Source organism: Mesorhizobium sp. M1182, assembly GCF_040318335.1.
In the GTDB taxonomy this organism is placed as follows: domain Bacteria; phylum Pseudomonadota; class Alphaproteobacteria; order Rhizobiales; family Rhizobiaceae; genus Mesorhizobium.
Genome location: NZ_JAMYMD010000020.1, coordinates 52,715 through 71,404, shown reverse-complemented (window position 1 = coordinate 71,404; position 18,690 = coordinate 52,715). Strand labels below are relative to the sequence as shown.

Genomic DNA, 18,690 nt, shown 5'->3' with positions numbered 1-18,690 from the left:
AAAAGTCGATCATATTGCGCAGGATCATAAGCTTGATCAAACAATACTCAAGGCGGAAGCTGCACGCGGTGAAATCGGCCGCAGATCGTCCAGGCTGAAGCTACGGAGCTGAGCAACGTGTTCATAGTCGACTGCGATTGTCACAATTACTGGTCGAGCGCGACTGTATTGGAGCCTTACCTTTCCGGCCTATGGAAGGACATGTTCGTTGAAGGCGAGAAGACAGGTCCCGTTGGCGCCTTCCCGCATGGCCATCGTCCCTGGTTTCATCCGCAGGACTTCTCACGCAAGGACGTCCGTCCGAAAACAGAAGCCGACAACTATCTCATCATGAAGGAAAAACACCTCGACAAGTACAAGGTCGATGTGGCGATCCTGACCGGCGATGAGCCGATCGAGGCTTCCACCCTCGCCAATCCCTATTATGCCAGCGCCCTCGTCAGCGCCTACAATGACTATCAGATCGACCAATGGCTGCCGAAGGACGATCGCTTCATGGGCTCGATCATCGTCGCGCCACAGGATCCGAAGCTCGCGGCCGCCGAGATACGCCGTCTGGGCAATCACCCGCGCATGGTTCAGGTTCTCGCTTCGCAAGGCTCCGTCAAGCCCTATGGCGATCCGTTTTACCATCCAATTTATGAGGCTTGCGCCGAGGTGGGGCTGCCCTTTGCCATTCATCTGGGCGGCCATGGCGGCGTGAATTCGACCGCGATTGCTCCGGCCCCGACGACATTCTTCTGGGAGACCCATGCCATCCTGCACATGTCGGCCATTTCGCATGTCGCAAGCATGATTGCGCATGGCGTCTTCGAAAAATGGCCGGACCTCTACTTCGTGGTCATCGAATGCGGCGTCGCCTGGGTGCCATCGGTATTGTGGCGCCTGGACGCCGACTACAAAGCCCTACGCAAAGAGACGCCATGGCTAAAGATGCTGCCGTCCGAATATTGCCGGCGAAATATCCGCTTTTCCACGCAGCCGCTGGAGCAGCCCGCAAATATTCAGCATCTCTGGTCCACTCTCGAGGCGATGGACGGCGAAAATACGCTGATGTTTGCCTCCGACTATCCGCATTGGGACTATGACGATGCCAACACGCTGCAAATCCCTCCTGCCTGGAAGAGCAAGATCATGGGGCTGAATGCGCTGGAGGTTTACAAGCGCATCCCGCGCGCGCAAGCGGCGAATGCTGCCTGAGGAAGCAGACGATGCCCGAGAAGACATACATCTGTAGAGTCGACGAGATCGAAACCGGATCTCCCTTCATCGCCAAGATCCGCAGCCTTTCGGTCGGCGTTTTTCGCATCGGAGATTCATTCCACGCGCTGCTGAATGTTTGTCCGCACCGCGGCGCTCCCCTTTGCGAGGGGCCGCAATGTGGAACAACTGCACCGGTCGAAGAGGCGCAGTTCATCTATCACCGCCAAAACGAGATCGTGCGCTGCGCCTGGCATGGCTGGGAATTTGACATCAAATCAGGCGCGGCCCTGGTCGATCCGTCCGTTCGCGCGCGCACATTTCCAGTAACGGTCGAGGCGGGCAGCATCTATGTGACGGCCTGATTGAGGTACGGATTCGAAGAGTAGCAGAAATGATGATCGCGGCTAACGGGCAGATTTCTTAACAGGGTGCGTGACGAACAATAACGCGGAAAATCCGCAATGGGAGAGTCAAATGTCAGAATCTGGATACAAGCTTGCTATCGCTCAAAGCCTGATCGGTCGCGGCAAGATTTCCCGTCGCGATTTCATTCATCTTGGGCTGGCCGCTGGGCTGACGGTCACCGCTGCGGATAAGCTCTTCGTCAGCACGGCCCGCGCCGAACCGCTGCAGGGCGGCTTCGCCAAGCTCGGAATGGCACATGGCGCGACGACGGATTCGATCGATCCGGCCGGCTACCCGGACACCTTCACACAGACAGCGTTCTCGGGCTCGATGTCCAACAGCCTCACCGAGGTCGACGCCAAAGGCAACGTCCAACCGGACCTTGCCGAGAGCTTTGAATCGTCCGATGGCGCCAAAACCTGGGTCTTCAAGCTTCGCAAGGGCGCAACCTTCCACAACGGCAAGAATGTGACGGCGGACGATGTCGTGACTTCGCTTCGCTATCATATGGGCGACGAAACTAAGTCGGCGGCGAAGCCGCTGCTTGAGCCCGTCGCAAGCATTAAGGCGGATGGCCCTGAAACGGTTGTCTTCACGCTGAAAAGCGGCAACGCCGACTTCCCCTACATCATGAGTGACTACCATCTGGTCATCATGCCGGCCAAGGACGGCAAGGCGGATTGGGGATCAGGCGTTCGCACCGGTGCTTTCGTGCTCGAGAATTTCCAGCCCGGCGTTTCGGCCAAGCTCAAGCGCAATCCGAACTACTTCAAGAACGGCAAGCCCTATCTCGACGAGGTGGAGTTCATCGCCATTACCGATCTCGCCGCTCGCATGGCCGCGTTATCGACAGGGGAGGTAGACTATATCGGCCGCGCCGACCTCAAGACCCTCGGCATGTTGAAACGCAACCCCAAGGTGGAGATCGTCGAGGTCACCGGCTATGGCCATTATACGTTGCCGATGAATGTCACGATGGCGCCGTTCGACAATGCGGACGTCCGAATGGCCTTGAAATGGGCGATCAACCGTCAGGAGATCGTCGACAAGATCTTTCTCGGTCACGCCACCGTGGCCAATGACAACCCGATCGCGCCGGCGATTAAATTCGCCACCAATCCGCAGCCGCAGCACAGTTTCGATCCGGAGAAAGCCAAGCATTATCTGAAAAAGGCCGGGATGGAAAAACTGAAAGTGGACCTCTCGGTTGCGGATGCCGCTTTTGCAGGCGCTGTGGACGCGGCTGCGCTCATCCGCGAGACGGCCGCCCAGTGCAGCATCGACGTAAACGTCGTGCGCGAGGCCGAGGACGCCTATTGGGACAATGTCTGGCTCAAGAAACCTTGGTGCGCTTCCTATTGGAGTGGTCGGGCCACGGCCGACTGGATGTTCACGCAAGCCTTCGCCGCCGATTCCAGCTGGAACGAGTCGTTCTGGAAAAATCCCCGCTTCAACGAGTTGCTTGTCCAGGCGCGCGCCGAGACGGATGAGGCCAAGCGGGCGGCAATGTATGCCGAGATGCAGCAACTGACGCATGATGATGGCGGCAGCATCGTGCTGGTCTTCAACAACTTCGTCAGCGCCAAATCCAATAAGCTCGCACATGGCGAAGTGGCGCCGAACTGGGAGAACGACGGACTGAAGATGGCCGAACGCTGGTGGATCGCCACTGCGTGAGAGAGCGGGCCGGACCCGCGATGGCTACCGGGCTTCGGCTTGCAGCCGCGTGCCCTGCCGGCAGGGCAGCGAGGGCAACGGGAAACGCGAGCAAATGAACCCGGTCGCAAGAACGGTTCTGCAGCGCCTTGGCCTCGGCCTGGTCACGCTGTTCATCGTCTCCATCATTATCTTCTCTGCGATTGCAATGCTGCCGGGCGACTTCGCCAAGGCGATGCTCGGACAATCCGCGACACCCGAAACGGTCGCCGCCTTCCAGCGAGAAATTGGCATCGACCGTCCGCCTGTCGAGCGTTATTTCGTCTGGGTCGGGCAGATGCTCCACGGGGATTTCGGCTCTTCGTTCGCAAGCCGCACCGGATATCGGCGCACCGTCGCCGAGATCATCGCGCCGCGCCTTTACAATACGATGTTCCTCGCATCGATGACCGCGCTGATCGCAGTTCCGCTCGCCTTGGGACTGGGCATCCTCGCTGCGCTCCACCGCAATGGCTGGTTCGACCGGGTGGTCAACGCAGTGACGCTGACAACCATTTCGTTCCCGGAGTTCTTCGTCGCCTATATGCTTGCCTACCTGGTCATCTCGCGCGACACATTCATCGGCTCCGAGTTCGCACAATCCCTGCCGCACTGGCTTGCAGTGTCACTGAACTGGATACTTAACGCAGTTCCCAAGTTCCCGACATTATCGAACGTGAACGACCAGACGCCGTTCTGGGATCAGGTCTGGAGAGTAGCCTTGCCGGCGACCACGCTTACGCTCGTCATCGTCGCACACATGATGCGCATGACACGAGCGGCGATCATCAACATGCTTGCAAGCCCCTATATCGACATGGCGCGTCTCAAGGGAGTCTCGCCGATGGCCATCGTACTCAGGCATGCCTTGCCCAACGCATGGGCTCCGATCGTCACGGTGGTGGCCTTCAATCTTGCTTATCTCGTCGTCGGAGTGGTCGTCGTCGAAGTGGTGTTCGTCTATCCGGGCATCGGTCAGCTGATGGTCGACGCGGTCAAATCAAGGGATGTTCCGGTTGTCCAGGCTTGCGCCTTGATTTTCGCGGCGACCTATATCCTCCTTAATCTGACCGCCGACATCATTTCCATCGCCACCAATCCCAGGCTCTTGCATCCACGATGACCAGCTACGAACCCATCGCGCAGGTTCACAGGCTGAGGCGCTCGCGCGCCACCCGGGCCAAAACGGCGCTGAGGAAGGCACCCTTCAGTGCCTGGTTCGGCATCCTCGTGATCATTGGCTATGTCGTCGTTGCGGTCTTCGCGCACTGGATCGCCCCATACGGCGAAACACAGGTCTTCAGCGAGGCCTTCGCACCGTGGAGCAAGCAGTTCAAATTGGGAACCGACCAGCTCGGCCGCGATATGCTCACACGCTTGATTTACGGTGCGCGCAACACCATCGGTATAGCCGTCGCGACTACATTGCTGTCCTTCGCAGTCGGCGTCTCGCTAGGCCTTCTTGCCGCGTTGTATAGAGGATGGCTCGACCAGATACTGTCGCGTGCGGTGGACGTCTTGATGTCGATCCCAAGCCTTATCTTCGCCCTGGTGCTGCTTTCGATCTTCGGCTCGTCGATCACAAGCCTGATAATCATCATTGCGCTGCTCGATTCTACCCGTGTCTTTCGGCTCGCACGCGCCGTCGGGCTTAACGTGGCGGTAATGGACTATGTCGAAGTGGCGCGATTGCGCGGCGAAGGCCCGAAATGGATCATCGCCAAGGAAATCCTTCCCAACGTGATGCCGCCGCTGGTCGCGGAGTTCGGCTTGCGATTTTGCTTCGTATTCCTCACGATCGCGGCACTGTCCTTCCTGGGGGTCGGTATTCAGCCACCGACCGCCGATTGGGGATCGATGGTGCGCGAGAATGCGACCCTGATCACCTACGGCGACGTCACGCCGCTGCTGCCGGCCGGCGCGATTGCCCTCCTCACGGTCTCTGTGAATTTCGTCGTGGACTGGTTCCTGAATGCAACAAGCGGGTTGCGGGATGAAAAATAGCGCTCCCGGATTGCGCGAAAAAGGCAAGGATCTGCTTCAGATCCGCAATCTGCATGTGGAGGGTTTCTCGGACGAGCGGTGGTATCCCATTGTCCGCGGGGTCGATCTGGCGCTGAAGCGGGGGGATGTTCTTGGCCTGATCGGCGAGTCAGGCGCCGGCAAATCCACCATTGGCCTCGCGGCGATGGGTTACGCCAAGCCGGGCTGCCGTATTACACAGGGCTCGATCCTGTTCGACGGGATCAATCTTCTGGCACTAAGCGAAACAGGGCGGCGTCGCCTCAGAGGCTCCCGTATCGCCTATGTCGCGCAAAGCGCGGCGGCCTCTTTCAATCCGGCCCATCGACTCCTCGATCAGACTGTCGAAACCGTGGTGGCGCATGGGATTGCCAGCCGAGAGAAAGCGAACCGGAGTGCGGTCGATCTTTATCGGCGTCTTCAGCTTCCAGATCCGGAGACCATTGGCTTTCGCTATCCTCACCAGGTTTCCGGCGGACAATTGCAACGGGCGATGACCGCGATGGCGATGGCTTGCCGTCCGGACCTCATCGTCTTCGACGAGCCAACGACGGCGCTCGATGTGACAACGCAGGTCGAAGTTCTCGCCTCCATTCGCAACATCGTGGAGGAGTTCAACACCGCTGCAATCTATGTGACGCATGATCTGGCGGTGGTGGCGCAAATGGCGGACCGCATCATGGTTTTGCGCCATGGACTAACCGTGGAGGAGGCAGAAACGCGCCAGATGCTCGCCTCGCCCACCCAGGAATATACCAAGACGCTCTGGGCCGTGCGCAAGCTCGCCAAGCCCGAAGTTCCGGCCGATGAATATTTGCTTACGATAGACAACGTCACCGCGGCCTACGGCCGGGCGGTTAAGGTGCTCCAGGATGTCTCGATCAAAGTTCCACGCGGAAGAACAGTGGCTGTGGTCGGCGAGTCCGGTTCCGGCAAATCGACGCTCGCTCGCGTCGTTACCGGCCTGCTGCCCCCGCTTTCGGGGTCGATTTCCTTTGCCGGCCAGGCCCTTTCCAAGACCGTGAAGTTGCGCCCAAAAGAGATCCTGCGACGCATACAGATGATTTATCAAATGCCCGACAACGCCCTAAATCCGCGCCAGACGGTCGAAGAAGTTATAGCTCGTCCGCTTGAATTCTACCTTGGCCTCAAGGGTGCACAACGGGATCGGCGGATCGGCGAACTCATGCACATGGTCGAGATGAGCGAAACTTACCTGGATCGTCTGCCGGCCGAACTGTCGGGAGGCCAGAAGCAGCGCGTTTGCATCGCCCGGGCGTTGGCCGCCGATCCGGAGCTGATAATCTGCGACGAAATCACGTCCGCGCTCGACCAGATTGTGCAAGAGGAAATCCTGAAGCTCTTGATCCGGCTTCAGCGCGAGCTCGGCATGACCTACATTTTCATCACCCATGACATTGCCACCGTGCGGGCGATCGCCGACGAAATTGTGGTCATGCACCAGGGTAAAGTCGTTGAGCAGGGATTAAAGAGCGAAATTCTCACGCCGCCGCATGCCCCCTATACCGAACGGCTTCTGTCCTCCGTGCCGGAAATGGATCCGGATTGGCTCACAAGGCTGCTCGCCAGCCGGACGATGTGATCGTCGGGCAGAGTGTTCTTCCATATCGCCACGGTTTACAGTCTCGCGGAAGGCGCTCGGCGAGACCGCGCTCGGTCGCAAACGGACAGCGCGCGTCGCCCCGTCCATACGAGGATAGGCGCCCTTTGCCGCCACTCGGTTTTCTGAGAGCATGATGGAGTACGCGCAATCCGGGAGCCGATACTCTATGCCAACAGAAATCGATGCTAGTGTAGCGCGCCGGTGGTTTGCCGAAGACCTGCGTGTCGCATCACCTGTCTTGCACAATCCTGCGGTCATCGAGGCCTTTGCAAGGGTTCCGCGCGAACACTACCTTGGCGACGGGCCATGGCGTATCCATTCGAGACTGCAAATCGGGGCGGTCCATACCAGCCCTTCAGCCGCACTTCATGAGATCTACCACGACGTTCTGGTCTTGCTTGACGAAAAACGCGGACTGAACAGCGGCTTGCCGTCGCTTTGGGCATTGGTTTTCGACCATCTGAACATCACTCCCGGCCAGACCGTCCTTCAGGTGGGCGCCGGTGTCGGCTATTTCACCGCCATCCTCGCTGAACTGACGGGTTCTGAAGGACGCGTGATTGCATATGAGATCGACGAACAACTAGCTCGTCGCGCGCAAGGCAATCTTGCTCAATATGCGCATGTCGAAGCGACGTGCGGTGATGCAACGCAGGCAATTGATCTGCCAGACCTCGATGTCGTGATCGCCTTTGCCGGAGTGACGCACGTGCCGGAACGGTGGCTTTCAAATTTGTCCGACGCTGGCCGGATGGCATTGCCGTTCACGGGTGAAGACCGACGAGGTTTCATGATGCTTCTGGAAAGGGCTGGCGATACGTTTCCCGTACGATCACTTGTGCCATGCGGATTTTACCCCTGCAGCGGAGCCAGGCGCACTGACGAAGAAAAGGCCTTGATGGTCGCCCTCAAGGCTGCGCGAGGCAAGGTCACCCGTCTCGCGCAATATCACCGAGGGCGACCGAAAAATGGCATCGAGAACGCTTGGTTGGTGACCGACACATACTGGATTTCGAAAGCCTAGATGTCGATCTTGCGTGTCACCGTCATAGCGTGCGGCACGGCTTTCCACGAGCGATTTATGCCGGCGGGAGCAGTCCGAAACATCATTATTGCGTCCGAAATTTCCCCGATCCGCGCGTGGGGATTGCAGCCGCGGTCCTGGCAGGCTGCAGCACAGCCTTCTTCTTATGCGAACTATCCTGCGCAGCACGATCCGCCGTCGAGACGTCTCCGACCAGCGCCGCAAGGTCAGTCTCATCGAGCGTCTCGGTCTCGAGCAGCCTGCGTGCCGCCCTTTCCAGCACGTCGCGCCGCTCGGTGAGCAGGCTGACGGTTCGTTCGAACGCGGCCTCCACAATGTCGCGCACTTCCGCGTCGATGGCATCGGCGGCGGCTTCGCCGTAATCGTGCTCGCGCGGTCCGCCGGCGAGCGGGTTGGGGCTCAGGAAGGAGCGTGGGTCCTTTTCCAGCGCCACGTGCCCGAGTTTTGCCGACATGCCGTAACGCGTCACCATGGCGCGCGCTATGTCGGTTACCTTGGCGAGATCATCGGCGGCTCCGGTGGACAGATGGCCGAATACGATCCATTCGGCCGCCCTGCCGCCGAGCAGCACTGCCATTTTGTTGTCCAGCTCCTCGCGTGTCATCAGGAAGCGATCCTCGGTCGGACGCTGGATAGTGTAGCCGAGCGCGCCGACGCCGCGTGGTATGATCGACACCTTGTGCACCGGGTCGACGCCAGGCAGGGCCATGGCTACCAGCGCATGACCCATTTCATGGTAGGCGACGATCTCGCGCTCCTTCGGGTTCAGGAGCCGGTTGCGTTTCTCCAGTCCCGCGACGATGCGCTCCACCGCATTGTTGAAATCTCCCATCATTACCGCATCCGCCTTGCGGCGCGTGGCGAGCAACGTCGCCTCGTTCACGAGATTGGCCAGGTCAGCACCGGTGAAACCGGGCGTCAGCGCCGCCACTTTTTCCGCGTCGACATCCGTCGCCAGCTTGGCCTTGCTCATGTGAACCTGCAGGATCTTGATGCGACCCTGCTTGTCGGGCCGGTCGACCAATACCTGGCGGTCGAAACGGCCGGCGCGCAGAAGTGCCGGATCAAGGATCTCAGGACGGTTCGTCGCGGCCAGCAGCACGACGCCGATCTGTGGATCGAAACCGTCGAGTTCGACCAGAAGCTGGTTGAGCGTCTGCTCCTTTTCGTCGTGGCCGCCGACCATGGTCCCGCGGGCGCGGCCAAGAGCGTCGAGCTCGTCGATGAATATGATTGCGGGAGCCTTGGACCGCGCCTGCTCGAAAAGATCGCGCACGCGCGCGGCCCCGACCCCCACGAACATCTCGACGAACTCCGAACCGGAGATCGAGAAGAACGGGACCTTGGCTTCGCCGGCGACGGCCTTGGCGAGCAGAGTCTTGCCCGTGCCCGGCGGTCCGACCAGCAGCACGCCTTTGGGCATGCGGCCTCCGAGGCGGCCGTATTCGCCCGGGTTCTTGAGAAAATCCACAATCTCCTGCAGCTCGGCCTTGGCTTCATCGACCCCCGCCACATCGTCGAACGTCACGCCGGTATTGGCTTCGACATAGACCCTGGCCTTGCTCCTGCCAATTTGCATCAAACCTCCGACGCCGCCGTCCATGCGTCTTAGAAGCAGCATCCACAGGCCAAAGAAGACGAGCACCGGCACAACCCAGGAAAGCAGGTCGCTCAGGAAGGTGCTTTCGACCTGGCCGGTCACAGTGACACCGTGCTCCTGCAGGTCACGGGCGAGGTTCGGCTCGACGCGTGTGGTGATGAATAGCGGCCTGCCATCTTGCGGCTCCTTGAAGCGGCCCTGGATGAAGCGGTCCGAAACCTGCACCTCGGCGATTTTGCCGGCGTTCAGCAAGGTCTCGAACTGGCTGTATGGTATCTCGGCGACGTGCTGCGTCGTGGCATAGATATACTGGACGACCATCACGCCCACGAACGCCGCGACCCAGTACCAGATATTGAACCGCGTCTTTCTGTTGCTCATGTCCATGGCGGCCTCCACAGGGAACCGGATATAGGTCGCCAAGCCCGCGCGGCATCGGTGCAGGCCAGGTACGGCGCAAAAAAGTGGGAAGCCCAGACCAGCCGGCGACGATACTGGGTCTGCATTGTCCTTTCCTGCGCGGCATGCCCGGCATGCCGTTTTCCTCCGCCGGATAGACCCCCTTCAAAACGTCGTTGAAATCATGGCTGACGGCCGCATTGCACTCGCAGGCAAGCACCTGCGACACGGCGGCGGTCGCTGCTCTGCAGCAATGCCAACATCCAGACAACATCTGCGCCGGCATGCGGCCGCTTTTCCGCATCGCAAGGGTTCAACACTCAGGCGAGAGCCGGACCTATGGAACCCTACATGAATGGACGCGGAGAGAACGCGCCAGTCCTCGCCCGCCGGGGAGTTCCTCGCCGGCGGGCGGATGCCTCGGATACAGAGAGTGGCCGCGTTCAACTCAAAGTCGATCGACGGATGCTGTAAAACCGGTGATTTCACGACCGCGACCGGCGCCGGGAAGCTTCTCCAATTGATCCAATTGGCGCAACGCGTCCATGATGGCATCGAAGCTGACCGGTTCGGTTGCGCCCGGCGGCATGCGCAGCGCCGGCACCGATTCCACTGCACAGGCATCCGATGCCCATGACGAAAGGATTGCACGCTTCTCCTGGAAGTCCAGCGTCACGTCGGTCAGCACGTTCTCAGGTCGCTCGAAATGCCGTGCCGGATGGAGCAACCGGTCAAGAAAAACATCAGGGCCCTCGGGCCCGATTGGGGGAAAACTCGTCGAAATGGCTCCTTCCATCGATAGTCCTCCGCTTTGAATAGTCTCCTCTGTTGACGTCGTCTGTGGTGGCTGTCGCGATTTCCACCAGCTGAAAATTTTGGAGAGTTTCGACCAAATTTCAATGGCTCCGCAACGCCACATCCTCGCAGTTCCGCCCGCCATCAACATTTTTTCGAACCGGTGAAACAATCGGCGTGAATGTCAGTTCTTGCGCCTGGGACAAGTCGCGCGGCAGCGCCAGGGCGGTCGGGCGGGAGAACCAATCATTTCTTACATTTCCAGGAAGCGACTGTGCATTGGCTTGGTCGCAGGAATTTTGATGCTCTCGGCTGGCGGCTTTGCTCCGGTTTCAGCACAGGAAATCCTGAACGACTTCGGCGCAATCCTGCGTCAGAAGCTGCCGGCCGTGGTCGCGAGCCCGGGCAAGATTACCGGTTTCGCGCTCTATTATCGAGGCCGACCAGCAAATGGCCGCGAGAATGCCTGGCTGATGAGGGACACATGCTGGAACTCGAAAGCCTGGCGATCGATATCAATCTCGCGTGTCGCCGCCGTAGGGCGTGGCACGCATTGAAGGGCGTTCCACGAAGGAGCTATACCATTGTGCCAGTCGTGGCCTTCCCTGCAGGAAGTCGGGCAGTCCGCGGAATTCCAGCCAGCTTAGACAAGTGGCGAGCGCGATGTGGCCGACATGGAGCGGCGCGTCGAATTCGACCTCGCTTTCCACGAAGTCATAGGATTCGATAAGCTTCATCGTCATGCCTGCACCCAAGGCGGGATAACGCAGATGTTCAGGGCGGCGCTCGTTTTCCCAGCGGATGGAAATGCCTGCGTCGCACATGCCGCCGGCAAGCGCCTCGAGGCGCAGGGCGGACCATTTGGCCCGCCCTGTTTCGGGGATGAGCCGACGACTGCTTTCGAGGTTGTCGAGATAGTCGCAGATTACGCCCGAATCGAAGATCGCATAGCCGTCGTCGACAACGAGAACGGGCACCTTGCCAAGCGGATTGATCGCAAACACATCATCGTTGCGATTGATGGGGCTCGTCTCCTGATGAATGACGCGCAGACGTCCGGCAAGGCCCGACTCGTGGGCAAAGACCAGAACCTTGCGCGCGTAGGGGGAGTGGGTCTGGTAGATGAGTTTCATGGACCCGTTCTGCGCTGGGTCTGGCGGGCATATCGAGCAGTCCGCGGCCCAGCCGCTCTTCCGTTCAATGATCCCGGGTCCGGTGCCATCGTCATGCGTCCTTCTCCAGTTCGGCCTCGGTCACGATGATCAGCACCCGGCTCGATTCGTCGAGCGCAAGCTCCTGCGACAGGCCGTAAGCCGCGACGGCGGTGGCGAGGCCGGCGAGGCCGGCGGCACCCGACGGGGTTGTGTCTGGACCGTTTGCCTCACGAAGCCGGCTCTTCGCGTCGGCAAGCGCCGCTTCGGACACGGTTATGACCCGAGCGTTGCCTTGGCGCAGTACGTCGAGCGCCGATGCTGCTGCTTCGCCACAGGCGAGCATGTCTGCCGACGTCTTGAGATCGCCGGATATCCGAACTGAGCGTGCTTGCGACAGCGCGGCCGCGACGCAGGCTGCGGCCTCTGGTTCTACCACGACGATCATGGCCGGAGGCATCAGCCAGTCCTTCAGCCCAGTCGTCAGGGCGGCGGCAAGTCCACCGACACCGGCCTGCACGAAAAGGTGGGTTGGCCTCAGATGGCCAATCTCGTCGACTTGGCGACGGATTTCCGCGGCAATCACGCCATAGCCAGCGACGACATCAGCGACCGCTGGATCATCCGGGTCGCTCGAGGTATCGGCCACCAAAATGCCTTCCCCGGCGCGGGCTGCCGCAGAGGCCCGATCGACGGCATCGTCATAGGTGCCGTCGACCCACACGATTTCGGCGCCTTGGGACTCGATACGCCGCACCCGGCCCGCAGGGACGCCCGTATGGAGGTATATCCTTGCCCTCCCGCCGGCAAACTTCGCCGCCGCGGCGACGGCAAGTCCGTGATTGCCGGCGCTGGCTGTGATTAGCGCCGGCAGCGGCGTCTGGGCCCGCTCTGGATCGAGCAGTTCATCGATATCCATCCCGGTAGCGCGAGCGAGAGCGCACAGACCGGCATAGGTGCCGCCGAGGGACTTGAAGCTGCCCAGGGCACGGTGGCCCTCGTTCTTGGCAAGCACCTGGGTCACATCCAGGCTCGCAGCCAGGTTTGGCAGGTCGAGCAGCGGTGTCGGTGCATAAAACGGCGACAGGCGCTGTAACAGCGCCGCAATGAGATCAGGGCCAAGGCCCGGCTGTGTGTCTGTGGTCATGAGGCGAAATTCTATTCCGGAAACGATGGCGCTTGGCGCCTATTATCGTTGCCCGCCTGCCTGATTTCGTCATAGATGCCTATCCAAATGACGAAAACCGCCGCCCTCGATCGCTTCGACCATGTGCTGCTGTCGCTGGTTCAGCGCGACAACCAGATCCCGGCGCGGCGTCTCGCCGAGCAGGTCGGGCTTTCCCAGAGTGCGGTCCTGCGCCGCCTGCGCCGGCTGCGGAAGGATGGCGTGATCGCGGCGGATATTGCCGTCGTTCGTCCGGCGGCCATGGGCCTGCCGCTAACCATCCATGTGCTCGTTTCGCTGGAACGGGAGAGCGCTGTCGAGTTGGACGCCTTCATCGGCAAGCTCCGCGGGCGCTCGGAGGTTCGTCAGGCCTGGTATGTCACCGGTGAAGCCGATTTCGTGCTCCTCCTGCAATTGCCGGGGATGGAGGCGTACGATGTCTTCGCGCGGGAAGTCTTCCACGCCAATTCGAACGTGAGGGCGTTCCGCACCATCGTGACAATGCGGGAAGTGGTTGGCGCAGCGGATGCGCGGCCGCTATCCACTGCCTGAGTTGCGGCGTGCCCCCGGCAAGCTGACTGCCCTGCTTGACCCGGAATTCTAGTCAAGGGCGCGAACCCGATTGAAGTTCGCTACACGCATCCCGTATCTACTCACCCGCCGCACCGAGCTAATCGCTGCCGCCAAGATGCTTCGCGAATGTCGCCCCTGGCGCAAATTACTTCCACTCGTGCCTAGAAGAATATCCATGTATGAAACGGGGGGTGCAGCTCGCTCCCGTATACTGATCGTCCAACGGCGGCATGAATTTCGGAAGGGATATGAGAGCCAACACTTCAGGATCTCCCGGTGATGAGGCGCACTCTACCCGCAGCAGAATCAAAGAGGTCGCGGCCGAGTTCTATGTCCTGCGCGGCCACGATGGTTTCAGCTTCGGCGATATAGCGACGGCAATCGGCACGACGCGCGCCAACATCCATCATCACTTCGGCAACAAGCGTCAGCTGATGGAGGAATTGATCGCGGACTTCGCCGCCAACGCCGAGGCCCGCATCAAGCGCTTCTGGACGACCCCCGATATCCGGTTCTTCGACCGTCTCGATATGCAGCTCGAGGATCTGCGCCGCTTCTACGAACGTTTCAACGCTGTGAAGGGAGCCCGCAATATGTGGAGCCCGCTTTCGCGCCTTCGCCACGACCTCCCGGTTCTCGGAGAACCAGCGGAACGTGCCCTGGAGCGCGTCAACCGGGTCTATGATCAGAGCCTGCGTCATGCGGTGGACCAGGCGGTGAAGGACGGAGAGCTTTCCTCCCACACACTCAGGAACGAACTCGTGCACATGCTGCGCATTACCCTTCTGTCCTGTCCACCGATGACGCAGGACACCGGAAGCTTCGACGAGGTCGCCAGGACCTTCGCAGCGCTCGCTGCGATCATCCGCGCCGCTTGGCAGGATGCGGGAAAGGGCTCGGATCGAGGCTAGACATCGGGTGGATCAAAGCGAAGGTGAGTTGACAGCCTTTGGCTTTCACATTACTTACTTGCAGGTAAGTCAGCCCATGATGGCGACGAGGCGCGTATTAGGGAGGATCACGTGCTGCGCGATGATGCATTCACCCGTTTCGAGGTCAGCCCCTTCACTGGTGCACTCGGTGCAGAAATTCGCGGGATCGATCTGGTGAGCGCGAGCGAGGATGCCTTCCAGGACGTTCGCCGCGCGCTCTACAAATATCATGCGCTCGCCGTGCGCGATCAGGAGCTTGACGCCGCTGGCGTCCACAAGGTCGCCCGCCGGTTCGGACCATTTAGCGGCAATCCGGTGCACACGCCGATCGACGGCTTTGACGATATCGTGCGCTTCGTGCGCGAGCCGGACGACACGGGCAAAGTGATCGGCGAGGACTGGCACATGGACCTCGCCTGGCTACCGAAGCCACCGGGCATTACGATTCTCTACGGTGAGGAGGTGCCGCCGGTTGGCGGCGACACCTGCTTCTCCAGCCTCGAGAAGGCATATGACTCGCTTTCGCCGCGGCTGGTCGAGATCCTGCAAGGCCTGACGGGCGTCCATAGCGGCCGCGGGGTCTTCGCCATCAACGCGGCCCACAGCCGGCTCGGCGTCAAGGCCGATGTCGAGGCGATCGAGAATGCCGTCGTCGAGCATCCTGTGATCTGTCGCCACCCCGAGACTGGCCGGCGCTATGTCTTCGTCAGCAGCGTGATGACCAATTTCAAGGGGATGACGGAGGAAGAAAGCAAGCCGATGATCGACTTCCTGATGGCGCGGGCTGTCCGGCCCGAGTTCAACTGCAGGCTGCGTTGGGAACCGAAGACGCTCGGTATGTGGAACAATCCCCATGTCCTGCACACCGCCATCAACGATTATCCCGGATATCGCCGGGTGATGTACAGAACAACGGTGGAGGGCACCGTTCCACTTGCCGCCAGGGACGGCTGACGCGCAACCGCTCAGGGAGGAGCAATGGCATTTGGTTCCGAGGCGTCCGTCGGCCATAGGGGGGAAGGGGCGGCGGAAGCGGCTGGCGAGACCATGAGGCGGCGCTTCGCGTTTTCGCCTGCCTACCTCTATGCGACGCCCGTGCACCTCCTGGTGCTTGGGATCATCGTGCTCCCCGCGATCTTCGTCCTGTGGCTGAGTTTCGAAGCCTCGTCATTCGGCCAATCGGCAACCTTCGTTGGCTTCGATAACTATATCCGCGTCCTCACCGATCCCTATTTTTGGGGTTCGGTCTGGAACACGGTCCTCGTCGTCGCCGTGGCGGTTCATATCGAACTGCTGCTCGGCCTTGGCCTGGCCCTGCTTTTCGCCTCCGGGCTTCCCCTCCAGCGCGTCATGCTCGTCGTGGTGCTCGCTCCCTACGCCATCAGCGAGGTGACGGCGGTCGCAATGTGGCGCTTCCTGTTCGATCCAGACGTCGGCCCGATCACGCTGATGCTGCGATACACCGGTCTGCCGACGCTCGACTGGACGTTCATCCCTTCTCACGGCCTCATCCTCGTCGGCCTGCTCACGATCTGGCTGCACCTGCCATTCACATTCATCATCCTCTATGCGGCACGGCTCGCGGTTCCGAAGGAGCTCTATGAGGCTGGGCGCACCGACGGAGCCAATGCGTTCCAGCTCTTCCGCAACATCACGCTGCCGCTTCTGGCGCCAGCGATGCTGATCGCGCTGCTCTTCCGCTACATCTTCGCCTTCCGTCTCTTTTCCGAGGTCTGGCTCCTGACCCAGGGCGGCCCGGCACGCACGACCGAGGTCGTTTCCGTTTATCTTTATCAGGAAGGCTTCCGCTACAACTCGTTCGGCACGGCGGCCGCGACGGCATGGATGATGGTCGTCATCTCGCTGCTGCTTGCGACTGGCTATGTCTGGCGGCTGCGCAAGGAATCCATGGCCAATGCGTTCTAGGCGTCTCGCCATCGGTGCCGGAAAGACGCTCGCCGTTGCGGCAATCGTCGTCTGGTCACTGTTTCCGATCGGCTTCATCGTGCTCTCGTCGTTCAAACCCGGTCGCGAGATTTTCGCGGTTCCACCGGAGCTCTTCTTCGAACCGACCTTCGAGCACTACGCCTCGCTGTGGCAGCGCTGGCCGGCCTTTTTCGACGGGCTCGTCAACAGCCTGATCATCACCACCGGGGCGACGGCGCTTGCCGTCATGGCAAGTCTGCTCGCCGGTTTTGCCTACTCACGCTATCGAGGCGTCCGTTTCCTGGAGGGGTCGGTGATGTTTCTGATCGGATCGCGGCTGATTCCGCCGATCGTCGTGACGCTGCCACTGTTCCCGGTCGTCAATCGGCTCGGGCTCAACGACACCCATCTGGTGCTGATCCTGCTCTACGCGACTTTCTTCGTCTCGCTCGGCACGCTCCTGATGCGCACGTTCATTGACCAGGTACCGCGCGAACTCGACGAGGCGGCCGTCCTCGACGGCGCGCGGCCGCTGACGATCCTTGTGAAGATCATCTTGCCGCTCGTAGCGCCCGGCATGCTCGCCGTCGCCGTCTTCGTAGTCGTCTTCGCGTGGAATGAGTTTCTGTTCGCCTATATCTTCACCGCCAACCACGCCAAGACCGCGCCTCTGGTCCTTTCGGAGATGATCAGTTCGATCGATGGCGTCGACTGGGGCGTCCTCTTTGCTGCCTCTACCGTCCAATTGCTGCCGGTTCTCGTCTTCGTGGTCCTGATGAACCGGTTTCTCGTCGCCGGATTGACCGCCGGCGCGACCAAGGGGTGACGACGTCACCGAGAAAGGGAGGAAGACAATGCCTTTGCACATGACACGCAGAGCCCTGCTGACGACGGCGATGGCCGCCGGCGCGACGGGTGCCTTGGGTCGGTTGGCCCATGCTCAGGTAAAGACGCTGAATGTGCTTTGCCATCGCGTCCACCAAGCCAACCTGACGACCGGCGCCGCCGGCAATGTCATCAAGCCCTGGGAGGACAAGAACAATGCCCAGATATCCTGGACCACGCTCGACAGCAATCCGCTCCAGGACCGGCTATTCCGGGAGGCGAGCCTGAGCGAGACCGATTTCAACATCGGCTATGTCATCGACAACCGCATGACGTCGCAGATCGCCTCGCTATTCGAGCCGCTAGACGATCTCCGGGAAGCCGAGCCGATCGAGGATTTCGACGATGTCGCCGAGGGCCTGCGCCAGTCGATGACCGTCGGCGGCAAGCTCGTCGGCGTTCCGGTGCGCCATGCCACGCAGGGGCTTTTCTACAACGAGGAGCTGCTTCAGGAGGCCGGCATTTCGGCGGCGCCGGATACGCTGGAGGAGCTGGTCGAGCAGGCGAAGAAGCTGACCTTCACCTCCAGGTCCGGCACGCCCGTCGTCGGCATGATCCTTGCGAGTGACCTCGCCGTCTTCCCGGTCATGTTCGCCCGCGCCTTCGGCGGCGATTTCATCGACAAGCAGTTCAAGGTGGTCCCCGATCCGGAGGCGATGGAAAAAGGCCTGTCCGTGCTTGCCGACCTCTTCAAGGCCGGCGCGCTGCCCCGCAGCTATGCCACAACGCGCAACGACGACGTGGTGACGTGGATGCAGCAGGGGCGCGCTGCCTTCGCGGTGCTGCCCTTCGCCCGCTACGCGCAGCTCAACAACAAGGAACAGTCGACCGCACCGGGAAAGATCAAGGCGATCGAGTTCCCCGGCTCCAAAACCCTCGGCAGCGGTCACGAAATGCATCCGGTCGTTGAATCCTGGGCGATGGCCATTCCCGCTAATTCGACGGACAAGAAGCTCTCCTGGAGCTACATCCGCTTCGTAGCGAGCAAGGCCGCCACACTCGACATGGCGCGCAACGGCAATGGCCCCGTCCGCACCTCGACCTATGCCGAGCCGTCGTTCGCCGGGTCGCTGCCGCAGGCGAAGGTCGAGGCTGCCGCGCTCGCCAAAGCGCGACCGGCATTTCCGGCTTTTCCCGAAGCCGCTCGCGCTCAGTCGACGTTTCTCGAGGAGGTTCAACTCGCTGTCCTCGGTCGCAAGAGCCCGAAGGAAGCGGTCGCCGCCATTATCGACCGCGTCAAACCGCTGATGCCAGCGTAATCATATGAACC

The 18,690-nt window shown here is 60.8% G+C and carries 17 protein-coding genes; 13 read left to right on the top strand and 4 right to left on the bottom strand.

Annotation, left to right across the window (positions count from 1 at the left end):
* Positions 1-117 precede the first annotated feature (117 nt).
* The 7 genes from NKH33_RS21800 to NKH33_RS21770 all read left to right on the top strand — a co-directional run bounded on the left by NKH33_RS21800 (position 118) and on the right by NKH33_RS21770 (position 7,973).
* Entirely contained in the window at positions 118-1,200 is a 1,083-nt protein-coding gene (locus tag NKH33_RS21800) for an amidohydrolase family protein (protein WP_352503721.1), read from the top strand.
* Between the two features lie 11 nt (positions 1,201-1,211).
* A complete protein-coding gene (locus NKH33_RS21795; RefSeq protein WP_352503722.1) occupies positions 1,212-1,565 on the top strand; it encodes a Rieske (2Fe-2S) protein in 354 nt (117 codons plus the stop codon).
* A 112-nt stretch (positions 1,566-1,677) separates the two neighbouring features.
* Entirely contained in the window at positions 1,678-3,285 is a 1,608-nt protein-coding gene (locus NKH33_RS21790; protein WP_352921392.1) for an ABC transporter substrate-binding protein, read from the top strand.
* A 94-nt stretch (positions 3,286-3,379) separates the two neighbouring features.
* Entirely contained in the window at positions 3,380-4,426 is a 1,047-nt protein-coding gene (locus NKH33_RS21785) for an ABC transporter permease (RefSeq protein ID WP_352921390.1), read from the top strand.
* Entirely contained in the window at positions 4,423-5,307 is an 885-nt protein-coding gene (locus tag NKH33_RS21780; protein ID WP_352874089.1) for an ABC transporter permease, read from the top strand. The genes NKH33_RS21785 and NKH33_RS21780 overlap by 4 nt, the downstream gene beginning before the upstream one ends.
* Positions 5,297-6,928: an ABC transporter ATP-binding protein gene (locus NKH33_RS21775; RefSeq protein WP_352921388.1), complete on the top strand. Its 1,632-nt coding sequence runs from the start codon at positions 5,297-5,299 to the stop codon at positions 6,926-6,928. Before NKH33_RS21780 ends, NKH33_RS21775 begins: the two co-directional genes overlap by 11 nt.
* 187 nt (positions 6,929-7,115) lie before the next feature.
* A complete protein-coding gene (locus NKH33_RS21770; protein WP_352614856.1) occupies positions 7,116-7,973 on the top strand; it encodes a protein-L-isoaspartate O-methyltransferase family protein in 858 nt (285 codons plus the stop codon).
* A gap of 85 nt (positions 7,974-8,058) precedes the next feature.
* Here NKH33_RS21770 and ftsH read toward each other — a convergent pair whose 3' ends face one another.
* The 4 genes from ftsH to NKH33_RS21750 form a co-directional block, all read right to left on the bottom strand.
* Positions 8,059-9,981, bottom strand: a complete 1,923-nt coding sequence (gene ftsH, locus NKH33_RS21765) for an ATP-dependent zinc metalloprotease FtsH (RefSeq protein WP_352921386.1) — start codon at positions 9,979-9,981, stop codon at positions 8,059-8,061.
* Between the two features lie 460 nt (positions 9,982-10,441).
* Positions 10,442-10,789 (bottom strand): hypothetical protein, encoded by a 348-nt coding sequence (locus tag NKH33_RS21760; protein ID WP_352614860.1) that lies wholly within the window; start codon positions 10,787-10,789, stop codon positions 10,442-10,444.
* Between the two features lie 514 nt (positions 10,790-11,303).
* Complete coding sequence (locus NKH33_RS21755; RefSeq protein ID WP_352921384.1) at positions 11,304-11,921, bottom strand: glutathione S-transferase family protein; 618 nt, start codon at positions 11,919-11,921, stop codon at positions 11,304-11,306.
* 91 nt (positions 11,922-12,012) lie between these two features.
* Entirely contained in the window at positions 12,013-13,086 is a 1,074-nt protein-coding gene (locus tag NKH33_RS21750; protein WP_352921382.1) for a pyridoxal-phosphate dependent enzyme, read from the bottom strand.
* Between the two features lie 87 nt (positions 13,087-13,173).
* On the opposite strand from NKH33_RS21750, the gene NKH33_RS21745 reads away from it, so the two are divergent.
* The 6 genes from NKH33_RS21745 (at position 13,174) to NKH33_RS21720 (ending at position 18,679) form a co-directional block, all read left to right on the top strand.
* The gene (locus NKH33_RS21745) at positions 13,174-13,656 is read left to right on the top strand and encodes an Lrp/AsnC family transcriptional regulator (RefSeq protein WP_352921380.1); all 483 of its coding nucleotides are present in this window, start codon (positions 13,174-13,176) and stop codon (positions 13,654-13,656) included.
* 269 nt (positions 13,657-13,925) lie between these two features.
* A complete protein-coding gene (locus NKH33_RS21740) occupies positions 13,926-14,588 on the top strand; it encodes a TetR/AcrR family transcriptional regulator (RefSeq protein WP_352683792.1) in 663 nt (220 codons plus the stop codon).
* Positions 14,589-14,699: 111 nt separating this feature from the next.
* Positions 14,700-15,563, top strand: coding sequence for a TauD/TfdA dioxygenase family protein (locus NKH33_RS21735; RefSeq protein ID WP_352683794.1), 864 nt, complete (start codon positions 14,700-14,702; stop codon positions 15,561-15,563).
* A gap of 24 nt (positions 15,564-15,587) precedes the next feature.
* Entirely contained in the window at positions 15,588-16,535 is a 948-nt protein-coding gene (locus NKH33_RS21730; RefSeq protein ID WP_352770518.1) for a carbohydrate ABC transporter permease, read from the top strand.
* Positions 16,525-17,361 carry a carbohydrate ABC transporter permease gene (locus tag NKH33_RS21725; RefSeq protein ID WP_352770521.1) on the top strand — a complete coding sequence of 279 codons (837 nt, stop codon included), beginning with the start codon at positions 16,525-16,527 and terminating at the stop codon, positions 17,359-17,361. The genes NKH33_RS21730 and NKH33_RS21725 overlap by 11 nt, the downstream gene beginning before the upstream one ends.
* A 28-nt stretch (positions 17,362-17,389) precedes the next feature.
* Complete coding sequence (locus NKH33_RS21720) at positions 17,390-18,679, top strand: ABC transporter substrate-binding protein (RefSeq protein ID WP_352683798.1); 1,290 nt, start codon at positions 17,390-17,392, stop codon at positions 18,677-18,679.
* Positions 18,680-18,690: the final 11 nt, after the last annotated feature.